This is a genomic window from Labilibaculum sp. (assembly GCF_041595635.1).
Lineage (GTDB): Bacteria > Bacteroidota > Bacteroidia > Bacteroidales > Marinifilaceae > Labilibaculum.
This window is the reverse complement of sequence record NZ_JBFHJW010000005.1, coordinates 37,579-56,530: the sequence shown is the minus strand read 5'-3', so window position 1 is coordinate 56,530 and position 18,952 is coordinate 37,579. Positions and strand designations below refer to the sequence as shown.

At 38.9% G+C, this 18,952-nt stretch carries 13 protein-coding genes; all 13 read left to right on the top strand.

Annotated elements, in window-relative coordinates; translation table 11 throughout:
- The first annotated feature begins 67 nt into the window (after positions 1–67).
- The 13 genes from ABYT26_RS02745 (at position 68) to buk (ending at position 18,940) form a co-directional block, all read left to right on the top strand.
- The gene (locus ABYT26_RS02745) at positions 68–1,312 is read left to right on the top strand and encodes a beta-ketoacyl synthase N-terminal-like domain-containing protein (RefSeq protein ID WP_372751360.1); all 1,245 of its coding nucleotides are present in this window, start codon (positions 68–70) and stop codon (positions 1,310–1,312) included.
- Positions 1,313–1,406: 94 nt separating this feature from the next.
- Positions 1,407–2,546 (top strand): acyl-CoA dehydrogenase family protein, encoded by a 1,140-nt coding sequence (locus tag ABYT26_RS02740; protein ID WP_372751359.1) that lies wholly within the window; start codon positions 1,407–1,409, stop codon positions 2,544–2,546.
- A gap of 48 nt (positions 2,547–2,594) precedes the next feature.
- The gene (locus ABYT26_RS02735; RefSeq protein WP_372751358.1) at positions 2,595–3,344 is read left to right on the top strand and encodes an electron transfer flavoprotein beta subunit/FixA family protein; all 750 of its coding nucleotides are present in this window, start codon (positions 2,595–2,597) and stop codon (positions 3,342–3,344) included.
- Between the two features lie 87 nt (positions 3,345–3,431).
- A complete protein-coding gene (locus tag ABYT26_RS02730; protein WP_372751357.1) occupies positions 3,432–4,400 on the top strand; it encodes an electron transfer flavoprotein subunit alpha/FixB family protein in 969 nt (322 codons plus the stop codon).
- 58 nt (positions 4,401–4,458) lie between these two features.
- Entirely contained in the window at positions 4,459–5,718 is a 1,260-nt protein-coding gene (locus tag ABYT26_RS02725; protein ID WP_372751356.1) for a 4Fe-4S dicluster domain-containing protein, read from the top strand.
- Between the two features lie 76 nt (positions 5,719–5,794).
- On the top strand, positions 5,795–6,592 hold the full coding sequence (locus ABYT26_RS02720) for a (Fe-S)-binding protein (RefSeq protein ID WP_372751355.1): 798 nt from the start codon (positions 5,795–5,797) through the stop codon (positions 6,590–6,592).
- A gap of 16 nt (positions 6,593–6,608) precedes the next feature.
- Positions 6,609–9,959 carry a methylmalonyl-CoA mutase family protein gene (locus tag ABYT26_RS02715; protein ID WP_372751354.1) on the top strand — a complete coding sequence of 1,117 codons (3,351 nt, stop codon included), beginning with the start codon at positions 6,609–6,611 and terminating at the stop codon, positions 9,957–9,959.
- A 104-nt stretch (positions 9,960–10,063) separates the two neighbouring features.
- Positions 10,064–11,671: a carboxyl transferase domain-containing protein gene (locus ABYT26_RS02710; RefSeq protein WP_372751353.1), complete on the top strand. Its 1,608-nt coding sequence runs from the start codon at positions 10,064–10,066 to the stop codon at positions 11,669–11,671.
- Positions 11,672–11,735: 64 nt separating this feature from the next.
- On the top strand, positions 11,736–12,530 hold the full coding sequence (locus tag ABYT26_RS02705) for an enoyl-CoA hydratase-related protein (RefSeq protein ID WP_372751352.1): 795 nt from the start codon (positions 11,736–11,738) through the stop codon (positions 12,528–12,530).
- Between the two features lie 44 nt (positions 12,531–12,574).
- Positions 12,575–14,581: a biotin carboxylase N-terminal domain-containing protein gene (locus tag ABYT26_RS02700; protein ID WP_372751351.1), complete on the top strand. Its 2,007-nt coding sequence runs from the start codon at positions 12,575–12,577 to the stop codon at positions 14,579–14,581.
- A 184-nt stretch (positions 14,582–14,765) separates the two neighbouring features.
- Entirely contained in the window at positions 14,766–16,583 is a 1,818-nt protein-coding gene (locus ABYT26_RS02695) for an acyclic terpene utilization AtuA family protein (protein WP_372751350.1), read from the top strand.
- A gap of 37 nt (positions 16,584–16,620) precedes the next feature.
- Positions 16,621–17,766 (top strand): acyl-CoA dehydrogenase family protein, encoded by a 1,146-nt coding sequence (locus tag ABYT26_RS02690; protein ID WP_372751349.1) that lies wholly within the window; start codon positions 16,621–16,623, stop codon positions 17,764–17,766.
- 97 nt (positions 17,767–17,863) lie between these two features.
- Positions 17,864–18,940: a butyrate kinase gene (buk, locus tag ABYT26_RS02685; RefSeq protein WP_372751348.1), complete on the top strand. Its 1,077-nt coding sequence runs from the start codon at positions 17,864–17,866 to the stop codon at positions 18,938–18,940.
- Positions 18,941–18,952: the final 12 nt, after the last annotated feature.

Sequence of the window (18,952 nt, the reverse complement as noted above, 5' to 3'; positions counted from 1 at the left end):
TGAGTTTAGGAGTTTTTTAAAACAAGTAGTTAAGTTCTCAGCTTAATCATATTATATCTTTTAAATTATGAAAGCTTTACACAAGAAAATATACATGTTGGCTGGTTACAACACCATTTCAATGGGAACGGGAAGAAAGGAGTTTCATCCGAAGAAAGAACGTCCTGGTATGGAGCATTATTTGAAAGAGGCGGGACAGGCTAGTTTGAATATGATTGGTGGAGCTACGAATGTTGATGAAGGTGTAGTCGGGAATTTTATGGCGGCTCGATTTATTAAGCAAGCAAACCTTCCAGCCTTTTTTCCGATGATTGATGAGGGATTGAAATATATTCCTGCAGTTCGTGTTGAAGGTGCCTGTGCTTCAGGAGGTTTAGCTTTAACCACAGGGATCAAATCTATTTTGGCAGGTTCTGCCGATGTGGTTCTTGCAATTGGTTTTGAGGTGCAAAATACCATGAAAGCAATGTACGGAGCCGATGTGTTGGCTGGTGCTGGTTGGCAACAAACACGAAAAAAGGGTCATGCTTACTATTTTCCAGGAGTATTTAGCGACAGGGCTGGAGTTTACTACGAAAAGTTTGGTAGGGAAAGAACTCGAAAAGCCATGGCAAGATGGTATTGTAATGCCATCGAAAATGCTCGTTTGTGCGAAACAGCACAGGAATATCACAATCAGAACAACGATTTGGAAGGAACGGCCAATACGCCGCTTAATCCAAAAAAATTTGTGGATCACTTAAATGTCTTTGACTGTTCAAAAGTTTCCGATGGTGCTTCATCTATTGTCATTGTATCTGAAGAAGGGCTTCGAAAAATTGGGAGTGAAGCCAAAGATGCGGTGGAGGTTATTGGTTTTGCCCATGCTGTGGCAGATATTACTCAAAAACCCGAGAACATGACGAGCTTGACAACATTGAAAACGGCAGTGAAAAAAGCAATGGCAATGGCAGAAATCACAATCGATCAATTGGGAACCATAGAAGTACATGATTGTTTTTCAATAGCCGGAATTTTGGCACTTGAAGCCATTGGTTTTGCTGACGAGGGAAAAGGAGCTGAATTTGTTTTGGCAGGCCACACAGCAAGAAATGGAAGTATTCCTGTGAACACAACAGGAGGTTTAATTGGTTGGGGACATCCTACGGGGGCTACTGGTATTCATCAGGCGGTTACTATTTGGGAGCAACTAACAGGTAGGGCTGGTAAGGCTCAGATAAAAATCAGCAAGGAAAAACCATATGCATTATCAGTGAATATGGGCGGCGATGATAGGTCTTTGGTCGCAATCGTTTACAAAAGTGGAGAGTAAGAAGTAATAGTACATATAGCATATTCTATGTAGTTGTTTGTTAGTTTGATATAACGTTTAGAGTTTTAAAATAGTACATTTAAAAATTAAAACCATGGATTTTGAATTTACCGAAGAGCAATTGATGATTCGAGATGCCGCTCGCGACTTTGCACAGCGGGAGTTATTGCCTGGCGTTATAGAGCGTGACGAGAAAGCAATGTATCCTACCGAACAAGTGAAACGTTTGGCGGAACTTGGGTTTTTGGGGATGTTAGTGGGCTTGGAATATGATGGAGGTGGAATGGATACGATTTCTTATGTTTTGGCCATGGAGGAAATATCAAAAGTGGATTCCTCTGTTTCGGTAATCATGTCGGTAAATAATTCTTTGGTTTGTTGGGGAGTGGAAAAGTATGGAACGGAAGAGCAAAAACAGAAATTTTTAAAACCCATGGCTCGGGGCGAAAAAATTGGAGCTTTCCTCTTATCGGAACCCGAAGCAGGATCGGATGCAACCATGCAGAGAACTTCGGCTGTTGATATGGGGGATTATTATCTGGTAAATGGAACAAAAAACTGGATTACCAATGGAAAAACGGCTTCTACTTATATCTTAATGGCTCAAACTCATCCGGAATTAAAGCACAAAGGGATTAATGCGCTGCTTGTGGATGCAAATACCGAAGGAGTAAGCATAGGTCCACATGAAAATAAAATGGGAATGCGTGCATCAGACACTCATTCCATCATGTTTAATGATGTGAAAGTGCCAAAAGAAAATCGTTTGGGGGAAGAAGGCTTCGGTTTTAAATTGGCCATGAAATCGTTGGAAGGTGGAAGAATAGGGATTGCTTCACAGGCATTGGGAATTGCTTCTGGAGCCTACGAACTAGCGCTTAAATATGCTCAGGAAAGAAAGGCTTTTGGCAAAGAAATCATCTACCATCAGGCCATTGCTTTTAAGTTAGCCGATATGGCGGTTGAGATTGAGGCTGCTCGTTATTTTTGTTTGAAAGCCGCTTGGTTAAAAGATCAGGGAAAAGCATACGGACAGGCCAGTGCAATGGCAAAACTGTATGCTGCAGAAACTGCAATGAAGGTTACAACCGAGGCAGTTCAAATTCATGGTGGTTATGGCTATGTTAAGGAATATCATGTGGAGCGTTTAATGCGCGATGCAAAATTGACACAAATTTATGAAGGAACTTCTGAAATTCAGAAAATTGTGATTTCAAGAGGTCTTCTAACTTAAAGTAAAAATACTTCTAGTGAATTGTAAAAACTTTAAAATAAATGTAATATGAAAATATTAGTTTGTATAAGTAATGTTCCAGATACGACAACGAAAGTCAAATTTAAGGAGAACAACACGCTTTTTGATGATTCAGGGGTGCAGTGGATCATTAATCCATGGGATGAATTGGCTTTGACTCGTGCTTTGGAATTGAAAGAGGATGCTAGCAATTCCATTAATAAGGTTGCTGTAATTCATGTTGGTGCAGTTCAAACAGATGCAACATTGCGAAAAGCCCTTGCGATTGGAGCCGATAAGGCCATTCGTATTGATGCCTGTGCTGCAGATGCTCACTATGTTGCTGGACAAATTGCTGCTTATCTTAAAGAGAATCCATTTGATATTATTCTGAGTGGAATAGAATCTAGCGATTACAATGGCTCTTCGGTAGGTGCGATGCTTGCCGAGTTGATGGATTATCCGGGAATTTCATCGGTAACGGATTTGAATTTCGATAGTGATGAGATTCATGTTCATCGGGCAATTCCTGGTGGAATGCAGACACTCAAGACCGAATCTCCTTTTGTGGCAGTGGTGCAAAAAGGAATTGCAAAAGAAGCTCGAATTCCTTCCATGCGGGGAATTATGATGGCGCGGAAGAAACCATTGGAAGTGAAAGCCGCTGTAGAACTTGAAATACTTACAAAATCGGTAAAATTTGAATTGCCTGAACCGAAGGGAGCTTGCAAAATGATTGATCCAGAGAATATGGATCAATTGGTTGAACTTCTTAAAAGTGAAGCAAAAGTTCTTTAATTTAAAGGAAGAATCTATTATAAAATGAAATAGGTCTGGGTGAGATAATAGATCTCATATCTTACTAATAATCTTAAAATTAAACCTATGTCAGTAATTGCATTTGCCAAAAATTGGAATGGAAAATTTAAAAATTCCACCTACGAATTGATATCCTATGCTAAAAATATAGCAGACCAGTTAAAATCAAAATTGATTGTGGTTTCTATTGGAGAGGTAGAGGAAGAGGAATTAAAAAGCCTGGGGAAATATGGAGCAGAGCGAATTGTTTCTGTGAACGATCCTCAGATGAATACCTTAATTAGCGGTGTTTATGCTCGAGTAATTTCTGAGCTAGCAGAAAAAGAGAGTGCAAGCTTAATTGTTTTAAGCGATAACAACAGTGGTAAAGCTATTGCTCCACGCGTATCCGTTCGCGTGAAAGCGGGGATGGTGGCCGCAGTGCAGGAATTACCAATTTCTCTCGATCCTTTCATCGTAAAGAAATCTGTTTTTTCAGGAAAGGCATTCGGACATGTTCAAATCGATTCGCAAGTGAAAGTGATCACCATTGCCAAAAATTGTTTGGGATTGGTCGAAAATCAAGTTGATTGTGCAATTGAGAAATTCGTTCCTGAAGTTAAAAGCGATTTGTATAAGATTCAGGTACTTTCGGAAGATCAGCAGACCAATAAGATCATTCTCGCGGATGCTGATTTGGTTGTTTCTGCGGGAAGAGGGATGAAAAGTCCCAATAATTGGAGGCCAGTTGAAGAATTGGCTGAGGTTCTGGGTGCAGCAACAGCTTGTTCTCGTCCTGTTTCGGATGAAGGTTGGCGTGGTCATGAAGAGCATGTAGGACAAACAGGAAAGGTGATAGCTCCTAATTTATACATCGCAGCAGGCATTTCAGGAGCCATACAGCACGTTGCAGGCATAAGTCGGAGTAAGTGTATCGTAGCAATTAATACCGATCCAGAAGCGCCTATTTTTGGCATTGCCGATTTTGGGATTCTGGGAGATGCAATGGATGTATTGCCAAAACTGACCGAAGCAGTTAGAAAATCAAAGGCGTAAATTCGCTACTAAGTCGCAAGGCACAAGTGTTTACAAGTATTTATTTAAATCTGCAATTATGACAAAGCAAATCATTTTTACTATCGTATTGCTAACTACTCTCGGTGTCTTTGCGTATTCGGTAAAGCGTTTGTGGTCCTTTTTTAAGTTGACAAAGCCGGCTTATCCAATTCGAAACATTTCTACACGAATTTCTCATACGCTGAATGTGGCTTTCGGACAATCCAAAATTTTCCGTAAACCAGTTATTGGTTTCATGCATGCCATTGTGTTTTGGGGCTTTTTAGTGATTACTCTTGGGAGTATTGAAATGGTTTTAGACGGCGTTTTTGGCCGCGATAGAGTTTTTGCTTTTACCGGTTGGTTTTATGATGTTGTAATTGCTTCAGGTGATGTATTTGCTTTGCTAATTATCATTTTTATCAAATTTTTTGGTATTCGAAGAATATTTATGAAGATAAAACGTTTTTCTGGTGTCGAGATGACTCCCAAAGCCAATTGGGATGCTTTGTTGTCTCTTTATTTCATTGGATTTTTAATGGTTTCCCTGATTTGTTACAACATGGGATACATCAGTCATCATCCAAATGGATATGAAGGAGTTTATCCTGTTTCCGCAGCTTTGGTGAATTTATTTGGTTGGGATTTTTCCTGGCTGCAAGAGCCTGGTTGGTGGGTGCACATTTTACTGATTTTTATTTTCGCGAACTACTTGCCTTACTCTAAGCATTTTCATGTTTTTCTGTCCATTCCGAATGTCTTTCTGGCAAATTTGGAACCAATTACCAAATACCCAAATTTAGAGAGTATTACTCGTGAGGTGAAGCTAATGCTCAATCCGGAGGCAGCTTATGATGAAACTGCAGAAGTATCTCGTTTTGGAGTAAAGGATGTTGACGATGTTAGTTGGAAAAACTATATGGATTCCTTGTCTTGCACGCAATGTGGTCGTTGTACAGATGTTTGTCCAGCCAATATTACTGGAAAGTTACTTTCTCCACGAAAGATTTTTGTTGATGTACGCGAGCGAATGAATGAGAAAGGTCCTTTTGTGGTTACGGGTAAAGAAGATAGTAAATCGCTCTTGCGAGATTACATTAGCGAAGAAGAAATTTGGGCTTGTACAACTTGCAATGCTTGTGTTCAAGAATGTCCTATTGACATCAGTCATCCAAATCTCATTATGGACATGAGAAGGTATCTGGTGATGGAGGAAGCTGCCGCTCCGGCTGGTTTGAATATGATGTTCTCCAATATTGAAAACAATGGAGCTCCCTGGCAATTTTCTCCCGAAGACCGCCTAAAGTGGACAGAGTAAAAACACATAAGGCAATTGTTATATAGTGCATTAGTGGATTTAGTTAAATTAAATATTTAAGTAATAGACGGATCAGATGACAATAGAAACAAAAATAAATGTACCTGTTATGGCAGATGTTTTTGCTAAAGGTGAGCAGCCTGAATATTTGTATTGGGTAGGTTGTGCAGGAGCATTCGACGATAGGTATCAAAAAGTTGCACGAGCATTTGCGAAAATACTAAATCATCTTAAAGTCAGTTATGCAGTTTTGGGAACTGAGGAAAGTTGCACTGGCGATGCAGCCAAACGAGCTGGAAACGAAATGCTCTTTCAGATGCTAGCAATGCAAAACATCGAAATTCTAAACGGCTATAAGGTGAAAAAAATAATTTGTACCTGTCCGCACTGTTACAATACATTGAAAAATGAGTATCCCGATTTAGGAGGAAATTATGAAGTGATTAATTACACCGTGTTTTTGGATGAGATGATTCGTACCGGTAAGTTGCAATTAGGAAATAATCCGTTCAAGGGGGAAAGTATTACTTATCACGATCCTTGCTATTTAGGAAGAGGAAATGGAATCTATGATGCTCCAAGAAATGTTGTAAAAGCAGTATTTGGAGAAGTGAAGGAGATGAAAAGAGCCAGAAGTTTTGCTTTTTGCTGTGGAGCTGGAGGAGCACAAATGTTTAAAGAAGCCGAAAAAGGAGATAAGGAAGTAAATATTGAACGTACCGAAGAACTTATCGATACAAAAGTAGATAAAGTTGCTTCTGCTTGTCCCTTTTGCATGACCATGCTCACAGATGGAATTAAATTGAAAAATATCGAAAATGAAGTGCAAAATTTAGATGTGGCAGAAATTATAGAAAAAGCATTGGGTTTATAGAAACTAGAACAAAGGAATGAATGCAAACAGCACATATCAGCTTAAAAATAAGGTTCGAATTGTGACAGCAACCTCACTTTTCGATGGACATGATGCTTCCATAAATATCATGCGGAGAATTCTTCAGGCATCGGGTGCCGAAGTGATTCATTTGGGACACAATCGTTCGGCTAAAGAGATTGTTGATTGTGCCATGCAAGAGGATGCCCAGGCCATAGCTGTCAGTTCCTATCAGGGTGGACATATTGAATTTTTTAAGTACATGTACGATTTGTTGCAAGAAAAAAACGCTGCACACATTAAGATATTTGGGGGCGGCGGTGGTGTAATTCTACCATCTGAAATTGCAGAGCTTGAAGCTTATGGTATTGCCGGTATCTATTCTCCTGATGATGGTAGAAATTTAGGTTTGCAAGGGATGATTAATGAGGTTCTTGAAAAATCAGATTACAGACTAGATGGAATTAAAGATGTTAAAGCAAAGGATATTACCTGTTCTAATGTAAAGTTATTATCGAGGTTAATTAGTTTGGCCGAGCAAGATGAATTGCAAGATTCTGATTTGTATATTGAACTGAAAAACAATGCTAAAATTAATCACACACCAGTAATTGGAATCACAGGAACGGGTGGTGCTGGCAAATCCTCCTTATGCGATGAACTAATTCGAAGGATTCAAATTGATTATCCAAATTTGGCCATTGCTGTTCTTTCGGTTGACCCTTCAAGAAAAAAGAGTGGAGGTGCATTACTAGGCGATCGAATTCGAATGAATGCAATTAACGCTCAAAACATTTATGTGCGCTCTTTAGCTACCCGAAGAGCTAATTTGGCACTTTCGAAACATGTTGGAGATGCATTGATTTTAATGAAATCGGCTGGATTTGATTGTATTTTTCTGGAAAGTTCAGGAATTGGTCAATCGGATACTGAGATTGTAGAGTACAGCGACGTAAAATTATATGTGATGACGCCGGATTTTGGTGCGGCGACTCAATTGGAGAAGATCGATATGCTCGATTTTGCTGATTTGATTGCCATCAACAAGTTTGACAAACAGGGAGCACAGGATGCTTTGCGTGATGTAAAGAAACAATATCAACGTAACAATCTTCTTTGGGAGAAAAATACGGACGATATGCCCGTTTATGGAACTGTTGCCTCTCAATTTAACGATCATGGCGTAAACGAGCTCTATCATGCTTTAATTGAGATTTTATTAGCTAACAAAGTCCATATTTTTACACATCATGAAAATACACCTCTGGAAGCCAGTAAAAAGATCGAAATTATTCCACCTGCTAGGTTTAGATATTTGTCTGAGATTGCAGAAAGCGTACGTAAGTACAATCGAAAGGCAAAGGAACAAGCTGACATAGCAGATCAATTATATGCTTTAAATAAGGTATCTTATTTGTTTAAAGAAGAAAGTGTTAAGGTTTTGCTTGATAAAAAAATTAGTTTCTTTTCAAGATATTTTCGCTATCAAAATATGATCGATTCCTGGGCGGAAAAGAAAAAACGATACACAGATGATAAGTTTCATTATAAGGTTCGAGAGAAGGATATTTCGGTGGAAACACATTTCCAAACTCTTTCGAATAGCAGAATTCCGAAGATTGGATTGCCTTCATATAGAAATTGGGGAGATCTTGTGAAGTGGAGTTTGAAAGAAAATGTACCGGGTGAATTTCCTTATGCAGCTGGTGTGTTTCCTTTTAAACGTGAGGGTGAAGATCCTATTCGTATGTTTGCTGGAGAAGGAGCTCCGGAAAGAACCAACAAACGATTTCATTATTTGGCTACAGGGCAAGCTGCCGTTCGTTTGTCTACGGCTTTCGATTCGGTAACCCTTTATGGCGCCGATCCTGATATTCGACCCGATATTTATGGCAAAATTGGCAATGCTGGTGTTTCTGTTGCCTCTTTAGATGATGCAAAGAAACTCTACAGTGGTTTTGATCTTTGTGATCCGAAAACATCTGTATCAATGACCATTAATGGTCCTGCACCAATGTTGGTTGGCTATTTCTTAAATGCGGCGATTGATCAGCAGTGCGAAATTTATATCCGTGAAAACGGACTAGAAAAAGAGCTTGAAGTAAAGCTTGAAGAAATTTACGCTGGCGAAGACAGATCTGCTTATGTAGGAGATTTGCCAAAAGGAAATAATGGGCTTGGTTTGCTTTTACTTGGAGTGACAGGAGATCAGGTTTTACCCGATGAGATTTATCAAAAAATTAAATCTGATACGATCTCTAAAATTAGAGGAACGGTTCAGGCAGATATGCTAAAAGAAGATCAAGCGCAGAATACTTGTATTTTTTCCATCGATTTTGCATTGAAGATGATGGGTGATATTCAGGAATATTTCATCGAAAATAAGGTTCGGAATTTTTATTCTGTTTCTATATCTGGATACCATATTGCTGAGGCAGGAGCGAACCCAATTACCCAATTGGCTTTTACCTTATCTAACGGTTTTACTTTGGTAGAATATTATATTTCCAGGGGCATGAAGATCGACGATTTTGCACCCAATTTGTCTTTCTTTTTCTCCAATGGAATGGATGCGGAATATACCGTAATTGGTCGTGTGGCTAGAATTATTTGGGCGAAGGCTATGAAATACATCTACAAAGCCAACAGTCGCTCTCAAAAACTAAAATATCACATTCAAACTTCGGGCAGATCTTTACATGCACAAGAAATAGAGTTCAACGACATTCGAACTACTTTGCAAGCCTTAACGGGAATTTATGATAATTGTAATTCTCTTCATACGAATGCTTACGATGAGGCAATTACAACTCCAACTGAAGAATCGGTACGCAGAGCCATCGCTATTCAACTGATCATTGGGAAAGAATTAGGATTGGCCGAAAATCAGAATCCTTTGCAGGGATCTTTTATTATTGAAGAATTAACCGATTTGGTGGAAGAAGCAGTATTGATCGAATTTGATCGCCTGACTGAACGGGGTGGAGTTTTGGGAGCCATGGAAAGCATGTACCAACGAAGTAAGATTCAGTCGGAATCATTGCAGTACGAAAGTTTAAAACACAATGGAAAATTGCCAATTATTGGTGTGAATACTTTTTTGAGCAAGAAAGGATCTCCAACGGTTCAAACAAGAGAGGTGATTCGTTCTGATGAAGAAGAAAAACTTAACCAGGTGAAGTTTAAAGTTTTAGTACAGGAAAACCAGAAAGAAAATGCGGTTAAAGTTTTACTTGAACTAAAAGAAAGAGCGTTACAAAATGAGAATGTATTTGCTTGCCTTATGGAGGCTTGTAAATATTGCACATTAGGTCAGATTACCAATGCGTTATATGAGGTAGGCGGACAGTATCGAAGAAATATGTAAAGAATTTATGAAGGAATATCGATTCGAAAAATCAAAAAATACATACTTTTGAATAAAAGAAGAATAAAAGATCCGAAATAAACGAATTAATAAAACAAAACAAATTGAATCAGATAGAATCAAAGATTAATGTACGATCTGACGATTTTTTGGAAAACAAAGAATCGTACAGTAAGTTAATGCAAAATTATCGTCATCGCCTAAAAGTGGTGCTTCAAGGAGTGGATGAAAAAGCCAGAGAACGTCATCTGAAACGAGGAAAATTGCTGGTTCGCGATAGAATTGAGCTGTTATTGGATAAAAATACACCTTTTTTGGAATTGTCTGCCATGGCTGCTTGCGATCAGTATGAAAATAAGTTTCCTTCTGCAGGAATTATAACGGGTATTGGAGTTATTCACGATAGGGAATGCATTGTTATTGCCAATGATGCAACAGTGAAAGGTGGAACTTATATTAAGGAAACCATCAAAAAGCACATTCGTGCTCAGGAAATTGCCATAGAAAATCATTTGCCATGTATATATATGGTCGATTCTGGAGGGGTTTTTTTGCCTGAACAAGCAAAGGTATTTCCCGATAAGTATGATTTTGGTCGATTTTTCTTCAACCAGTCCAAAATGTCGGCAAAGGGTATTCCCCAAATAGCTATTGTAATGGGATCGTGTACCGCTGGAGGTGCTTATGTTCCCGCTATGAGCGATGAAACAATTATTGTGCGCGGACAGGGGACTATTTTCATTGGTGGACCTCCATTGGTGAAAGCTGCTACTGGCGAGGATGTTAGCGCAGAGGAATTGGGAGGTGCTGAAATGCATACTTCTGTTTCTGGTGTTGCGGATCATTTGGCTGAAGATGATCGTCATGCAGTTCGAATTTGTCGGGATATTTTCGAGAGTATGCCTAAAATTCAGAAATACAATTTAGAAAGAGAAAAGTATACTGAACCTGTTTATCCAGCAGAAGAATTGTATGGGTTAGCGCCATTGGATTTGAAAAAGCCTGTTGATGCTAGAGAATTGATTGCTAGAATTGTGGATGGAAGTACTTTTCACGAGTTCAAGGAGAGATATGCGCCTACTATTGTAACGGGATTCGCAAAAATAATGGGCTTTCCGGTGGGAATTGTTGCCAACAATGGAATTATCTTTTCCGAAACATCCTTGAAAGCAGCTCATTTTATTGAATTGTGCAGCTTTCGTAAGATTCCATTGGTATTTCTGCAAAACATTACCGGATTTATGGTTGGTAAAGAGTATGAACACAAAGGAATTGCTCGAGATGGCGCCAAAATGGTTCATGCAGTAGCCAATGCGCAAGTTCCAAAATTTACGGTAATTATTGGCGGTTCCTTTGGTGCTGGTAACTATGCCATGGCTGGACGGGCTTACGAACCTCGTTTATTGTTCATGTGGCCCAATGCCAAAATATCGGTGATGGGTGGTGAGCAGGCCGCAGATGTTTTGGTACAGGTAAAAGAGCAACAACAGCTGAAGAGAGATAAAGAATTTCCAGCAGAGGAGCAAAAAAACTTACGGAATCGTATTTTAGAGAAATACGAAGAGGAAGGTTCAGCTTATTACAGCACATCCCGTTTGTGGGATGATGGAATTATCGATCCCGTTGATACACGAAAAATATTAGCCATGGGAATTGCAGCATCCTTAAATAAAGAATTTGGCGATCCTAATTTTGGTGTTTTTAGAATGTAACAAGTAGAGAAATTATCATGGGCAGAATATAATGGTAGAACCTTGGTGAAAAATAATTAATAAAATGAATCAATATAAAACAATAGAATTTAGCATGGAGAACAAAGTCGGTACGATTGCATTGAATCGTCCCGAAATTCACAATGCTTTTAATGAAGTGATGATTGGCGAGATTATCGATTGCTTTGCTGCGATAGAGAAAATGGATTACAGTACCATTCGTGTGCTGCTTTTGAAAGGAAAAGGAAAATCTTTTTGTGCTGGCGCTGACTTAAAATGGATGAAAGGGGTTGCCAACTACTCGTATGAACAAAACTATCAAGAAAGTTACAATCTTTCCATGTGCTTTAATGCCGTTTATACTTGCAAGTTTCCAACTATAGCTTTGGTGCACGGAGCTGCTATTGGGGGTGCAAATGGTCTATTGGCGGCTTGCGATTTTGTTCTGGCACATAAAAATACAGTTTTTTCCCTTAGCGAAGTGAAAATCGGAATTGTGCCAGCTTGCATTTCTCCTTACGTTGTGAAACGTGTTGGCGAATATAAATCGAAAGAGCTGATGCTTACTGGAATGAGATTTGGTGGTAAAGAGGCGGAAAAAGCGGGTTTGGCAAATTGGTCTTTGGGTAAAAAGAAACTACAAATCAAGTTAGAAGATTTGATTTCGAAATTAAAATCGAGTGGACCCAAAGCCGTTTCGACTTGCAAGCAATTGCTTTACGATGTGGAAAATGTGTGGAATCACGAGGATGCCATGGAAAATACAGCCAAAATGATCGCAGAACTCCGTCAATCCGAAGAAGGTCAGGAAGGAATGAGTTCTTTTTTGGAAAAGAGAAAACCCAGTTGGGCCAGATAAATAAAATTAGTAATTATTCATTTTTAATTACAAATTAATAGAGAATGTACTACAAACGACTATTGATAGCAAATCGAGGTGAAATAGCTCTTCGAATTATGCGTACAGCGCAGAATTTGGGCATTCATACCATTGCTTTGTATGCAGAATTAGACCGTAAGGCAGAGCATGTGATGAATGCTGACGAGGCTTACCTTTTGAATGGAAAAAGTTTGCAGGAAACCTACTTAAATGCCAATCAAATTATCGAAATAGCGAAAAATGCCAATGCTGATGCTATTCATCCAGGCTATGGATTTTTAGCCGAAAATGCAGTTTTTTCTCAACTGTGTGCCGATCATGGAATCGATTTTGTTGGGCCCGATGCCGACGCCATTGAGTTGATGGGAAATAAAGTAAATGCAAGAGAATTTGCCAAATCCATCGGAGTACCTGTATTAGAAGGTGCAATTGGTAATTCTCAGCAGTTAACAATTGCTGCTTTGGAGATGCAATTTCCAATTCTGATTAAGGCAGCCTCTGGTGGCGGTGGTAAAGGCATGCGCATTGTTCACAAAAAGGAAGACTTAAAAAGTGCTTTGGAAGCAACTTCGCGGGAAGCAGAGACCTATTTTGGGGATGGAACACTTTTAATTGAGAAATACATTCAAAGACCACGCCATATAGAGGTGCAGGTATTAGCTGATAAACATGGCAATGTAGTGCACTTGTTCGAGCGTGAATGTTCCATTCAGAGGCGATTTCAGAAAGTAATTGAGGAAGCTCCCTCACCAACATTAAGTCCTGAAATTAGGAAAGAAATGGGCAATATGGCCGTTTTTCTAGCTCAGGAAATGAATTATATCAATGCTGGAACGGTTGAGTTTCTGGTGGATGAGGAATTGAATTATTATTTTCTGGAAATGAACACCCGAATTCAGGTAGAACATCCTGTTACAGAGATGATTACTGGAATTGATTTGGTTGAAAAACAGTTACGAGTGGCTTCGGGACGGAAATTGAACCTTCGGCAGGAAGATATTCATATAAAAGGACATGCTATAGAAGCACGGATTTATGCCGAAGATCCTGAAAAGGATTTTATTCCTTCGCCAGGGGATATTTGCTATTACAAGCCACCCAAATTATTTGAAGGTCGTTTGCGATTAGATTCGTCTATAAATGGTCCGTGTACCATTTATTCCGATTACGATCCGATGATTGCAAAACTAATTGTGTGGGATGAAAACCGTGACTTGGCCATTGAGGGATTACACCATGCATTGCATGAATACGAATTGCATGGTATAAAAAACAACATCATGTACTTGCATACTTTACTGAATACGAGAGACTTTAAGCAGAACAATATATCTACTCATTTTTGTAAGGAACATGCGGAAGCTTTAGCTTTTAAAATGCAGAAAGAAAAAAGTGAAATTCCTACGTTTTTATTTCATATTAGTTTTGCATTATTTGAATTGAACCAAGAGAAATCGGATAGTGTTTGGCAGCAAATTGGTTATTGGAGACAAGAAGGAAAAAGAATTAAAATGGTAGATCAGGATGTTTTTGATGTTGAAATTAAAAGCGAAAAACCATATTGTATTCAAATTAATGAGATTGATTACTATGTTGAAAATGTATGCGTTGACGATACTCATCTATTGTTTGAATTTAAGGGGAAACGATTTCAATTTTATCGTTCCAAAAGTGCCGATGGAAAGAGTTTTGTAAGTTGTCAGGGCATTGTTTATGAATTGGAACGCTGGAGCGAAATTCAATCAAATCTGGGGAAAACGGATTTGGAAGGACAGATTAAAAGGGATGCTGAAATTTTGTCGCCAATGCCTGGTCGAGTGGTGAAAATTGAAGTGCGTAAGGGACAGAAAGTGGCAAAAAATGATGTTCTCCTGATTGTGGAAGCCATGAAAATGGAAAATAGTATACGAGCACCTTTCGATGGAATTGTGGAAAGTATTTTTGTGAGTGAGGGTGATCAGGTGCAGAACAGAATGACCCTGCTCGAGCTAAAACATTTTAGCTCCAAATTGGCGGATGCAAGTAGTTAATTAGAAAAGTAGGAATAAGTTGATCTCATAATCGAACTATGTGAAATAAGAAGCAGGGAGTAACGCTTGATGAAAATTTTCTTTAGAAGCTGGAAAGAAAAGAATGCTCAGAAATTTTTTTCCTGATTTAAATGGTTGAACTTTATTAATGATGAACAGGATTCTAACATGATACTTTACAACTATGAAAGACAAAATCAGAATTGCAAATGCAGGTGGGTTTTGGGGCGATGACCTCGGAGTACTTAGAAGACAATTGGAAGGCGGAGATGTAGATTACATTTCGTCGGATTTTTTGGCTGAGGTAACCATGAGTATTCTTCGGAAGCAACAGTTGAAGGATGAATCTTTGGGCTATGTTACTGATTTTGTTGATCAGATGGTGGATGTGGCCGATTTGATGAAAGAAAAAGGAGTACGTATGATTACCAATGCTGGTGGTATCAATCCCCTTGGATGCGCACGCAAAATTCTTTCCGAACTGAAAAAGAAAGGAATTTCCATAAAGATTGCTGTGGTGGATGGTGATAATATTATTGATCGGATTGATGAGTTTTATCCTGCTAAGACGAGTTTTCGAAACATGGATTCAGGGGAAGACTTTAAGGAGATCGCAGAGCGAATACAGAGTGCAAATATATATTTAGGTGTACCTCCTTTGCTTAAGGCATTGGAAAGTGGTGCCGATTTAATACTAGCGGGGCGTGTTACCGATACATCCGTTACTATGGCGCCCATGATTCACGAATTAGGATGGAAATTAGATGATTGGAACAAGATAGCTGCGGGCTTGGTTGCGGGTCATATTATTGAATGTGGGGCACAATCTACGGGAGGAAATTTTACAGATTGGCAGAAGGTTTCTCGATGGGATAACATGGGATATCCGATTGTTGAAATGCACAAAAATGGTGAATTCATCGTTTACAAGCATGAAAATACTGGTGGCTTGATTAGTATTGATACCATTCGTGAGCAATTAGTCTATGAAATGGGTAATCCGGCTCAATACATTAGTCCAGATGTAGTAGCTGATTTTAGTCAGATTAAGCTCGAACAAATTGGTGAAAACGAGGTATTGGTGAAAAATGCCAAGGGCCATCCTTCTACACCTTATTTAAAAGTTTCTATGGCTTTCGAAGATGGATACAAGGCCACAAGTTCAATCGTGATTAGTGGCGGAAAAGTGCTAAATAAGGCACAGGAATTTAAAAAGATATTTTGGAGACGACTCAACACCGAATTCCTAAAAACGAATACCGAATTTGTTGGGTACAATGCCTGTCATCAGCATTTAGCTGAGGATATTGATCCCAACGAAATATTGCTGCGTTTATCGGTTTACGACACAGATGTTTCAAAAATTAAAGATTTCTCCATGAGTATTGCTCCCTTAATTCTGAGCGGTCCTCCAGGCGTTGCCGTAACAGGTGGAAGAGCCCGAATACAACAGGTTATTACTTACTGGCCAAGCTTAATTCCCAAAACGAGTATTTTTTCTAAAGTTTATGTGTTAAATCAAGAGGGTGAGATTAAAAAATCACATGAAATTCCTTCGGCTTTAGGCAGTGAACAGGAACTTGTAGCTACAAAATCCTCACAATCTCATGCAATAAACAGGAAAAGAGAAAAAGGTCGCAAAATGTGTGCTGTCACCATTCGGGAGATCTGTTTGGCTCGATCAGGCGATAAAGGAAATACAGTAAACATTGGTGTATTGGCGCGTTCTCAGGCGGTTTATGAATATATTAAATTGGAATTGACTGCCGATAGAATTGCTGATTTATTTTCTGGACTCAATAAAGGAAAAGTTAGTCGCTTCGAAATAGATAACCTTATGGCTTTAAATTTCTTACTAGAAGATGCGCTTGATGGCGGAGGAACGAAATCTTTAATGATTGATGCTCAAGGGAAAACTTTTGCAACGGCACTTCTTAATCAGGAAGTGGTGGTACCAGAAGATGTGCTGGCTACTATTTTCTTAGAGGAATTGCAAAAATAAAGAACTGTTCAATTAATAATAATTAAGTAAAAAATATATGTTTCCCTATTTTAATGATGAACATGATATAATAAGAAAAGCGGTGCGTGATTTTGCCGAACGAGAAATCAAGCCATTGGCTGCGGAATTGGACGAAAAGGAAGAATTTTCCATCGAATTAACGGGCAAAATGGGAGAGATGGGTTTGTTTGGGATGACTCTTCCCCAAAAGTATGGCGGACAAAATACCGATTATTTGTCTTACATCATAGCGGTTGAGGAATTGGCTCGGGTAGATGGGTCGCATGCGGCAACATTAGCGGCTCATAATTCTTTGGGAGTGGGTCCCTTGTATGAGTTTGGCAGTGAGGAACAAAAGGCCAAGTATCTGCCAGGTTTGTGTTCTGGAAAAGAATTGTGGGCATTCGGATTGACGGAGTCAAATGCAGGTTCCGATTCGCGAGCTTCGAAAACTTTTGCCCAAAAAAAAGGGGATCAGTGGGAAATTAATGGATCTAAAATTTTTATCACAAATGGTTCCTCAGAAATCTGTGCTGGAGTTACGGTTCAGGCTGTAACAAACATCAGTAAAGGGAAAAAGGAGTTTTCAACTTTTATTGTGGAAAAAGGAACCTTGGGATGGAAAGCGAAAAGTATGCATGGGAAAATGATGTGGAGAGCTTCAGATACTTCCGAAATGTTCTTTGACAATTGCATGGTTTCTCAAAGAAATATGTTGGGCAAGCGAGGTATGGGATCTAAAGTGATGCTGAAAACATTAGACTCAGGACGATTATCAATTGCGGCCATGGGACTTGGCTGTGCTCAGGGCGCTTACGAATTGGCACTTGCTTATGCAAAAGAACGAAAGCAATTTGGCAAAGTGCTCTCCAAATTTCAAGCTATTTCGTTTAAGTTGGCCGATATGGCTTTAAAAATTGAATTAGCAAGGAATATTTTGTACAAAGCCTGTTGGTTGAAGGACACGGGAAGAGTATTCGGTAAAGAGGCAGCCATGGCCAAGTTGTATTGTTCAGAAATAGCCAAAGAAGTTGCCGATGAAGCAGTTCAGATTCATGGTGGTTATGGCCTGATGAAAGAATATCCCGTAGAACGTTTTTATCGCGACCAGCGACTTTTGCAAATTGGAGAGGGAACATCAGAAATTCAACGATTGGTGATTTCAAGATATATTGGATGTTGATTCGATGAAAAATTCATTTTCTGAGAAAGAAAAACTACATTAGGAGGTCATATACCAATTATCTTTCAAACAAATCAACTAATAAAACCCAAATACTATGAGTAGAGAACTGATACTTGCCTTAAATCCACGCATGCAATTTACTCGAATTGCTGTTTATTTGGTAAACTCTCCTGTTTTTTTAAAGAAAATCAATCATAAGCCCGAAGATCTTGCCAATTTTAAAAACTTTTGCGATCAGACCGATTTTCGATCTAAAATCATAATGAAAGAACTCAAGGCCAATGATATTCCCATTGAGAATATTAAAATAGTGATTGGTCGGGGAGGATTGCTAAAACCTGTAAAATCAGGAGTGTATAAAGTTAATAAAGCAATGATTGAAGATTTATCTACCTGTAAATATGGCGATGATGTAGTGAATTTAAGTGGTTTATTGGCTCATGTTATTGCAGAAAAAATAGAAGGAGCGGAGGCCTTAGTTGCTGATCCGGTTGTGGTGGATGAATTGGAAGAAATTGCCAGAATAACCGGACGACCAGAATTTAAAAAGCGTTCCATTTTTCATGCTTTGGATCAAAAAACTACTGCTCGCAAATACGCTCAAAGTATTTATAAAAAATACGAAGATTTAAATTTGATTATTGCTCATTTGGGGGGCGGAATTAGTATAAGTGCCCATAAAAAAGGGAAAGTAGTTGATTCAAATCAGGCTTACGATGGCGATGGTCCTTTTTCGCCCATAAGAAGTGGTAGTTTGCCCATGGGGGAAATCATTAAACTTTGCTTTTCAGGTAAATATACAAAAGATGAAGTCTTGAAAATGCAGACTGGTGAAGGTGGTTTGTATGCCTGGTTCAAAACACATAGTGGATTTGAAGTTTGCAAAATGAGAGATGCCGGCGACCAAAAAGCCAAAGAGGTATTATCGGCAATGGCCTATCAGGTAGCTAAGTCAATTGGTTCTATGTATCCTGTGTTTGGAGCAGAAAAGGTTGATGCTATACTTATTACGGGAGGCATGGCTAAAGACGATTTATTCGTGAAAGAGATTAAAGCAAGAGTTGAAAAAATAGCCACTGTTGTTATATATCCCGGAGCTGAAGTAATAAGTGCCCTAAGTTATTATGGTCGAATGATTTTGAGAAAAGAAACAGAAATTCTTAACTACTAAAAATTCACAAGC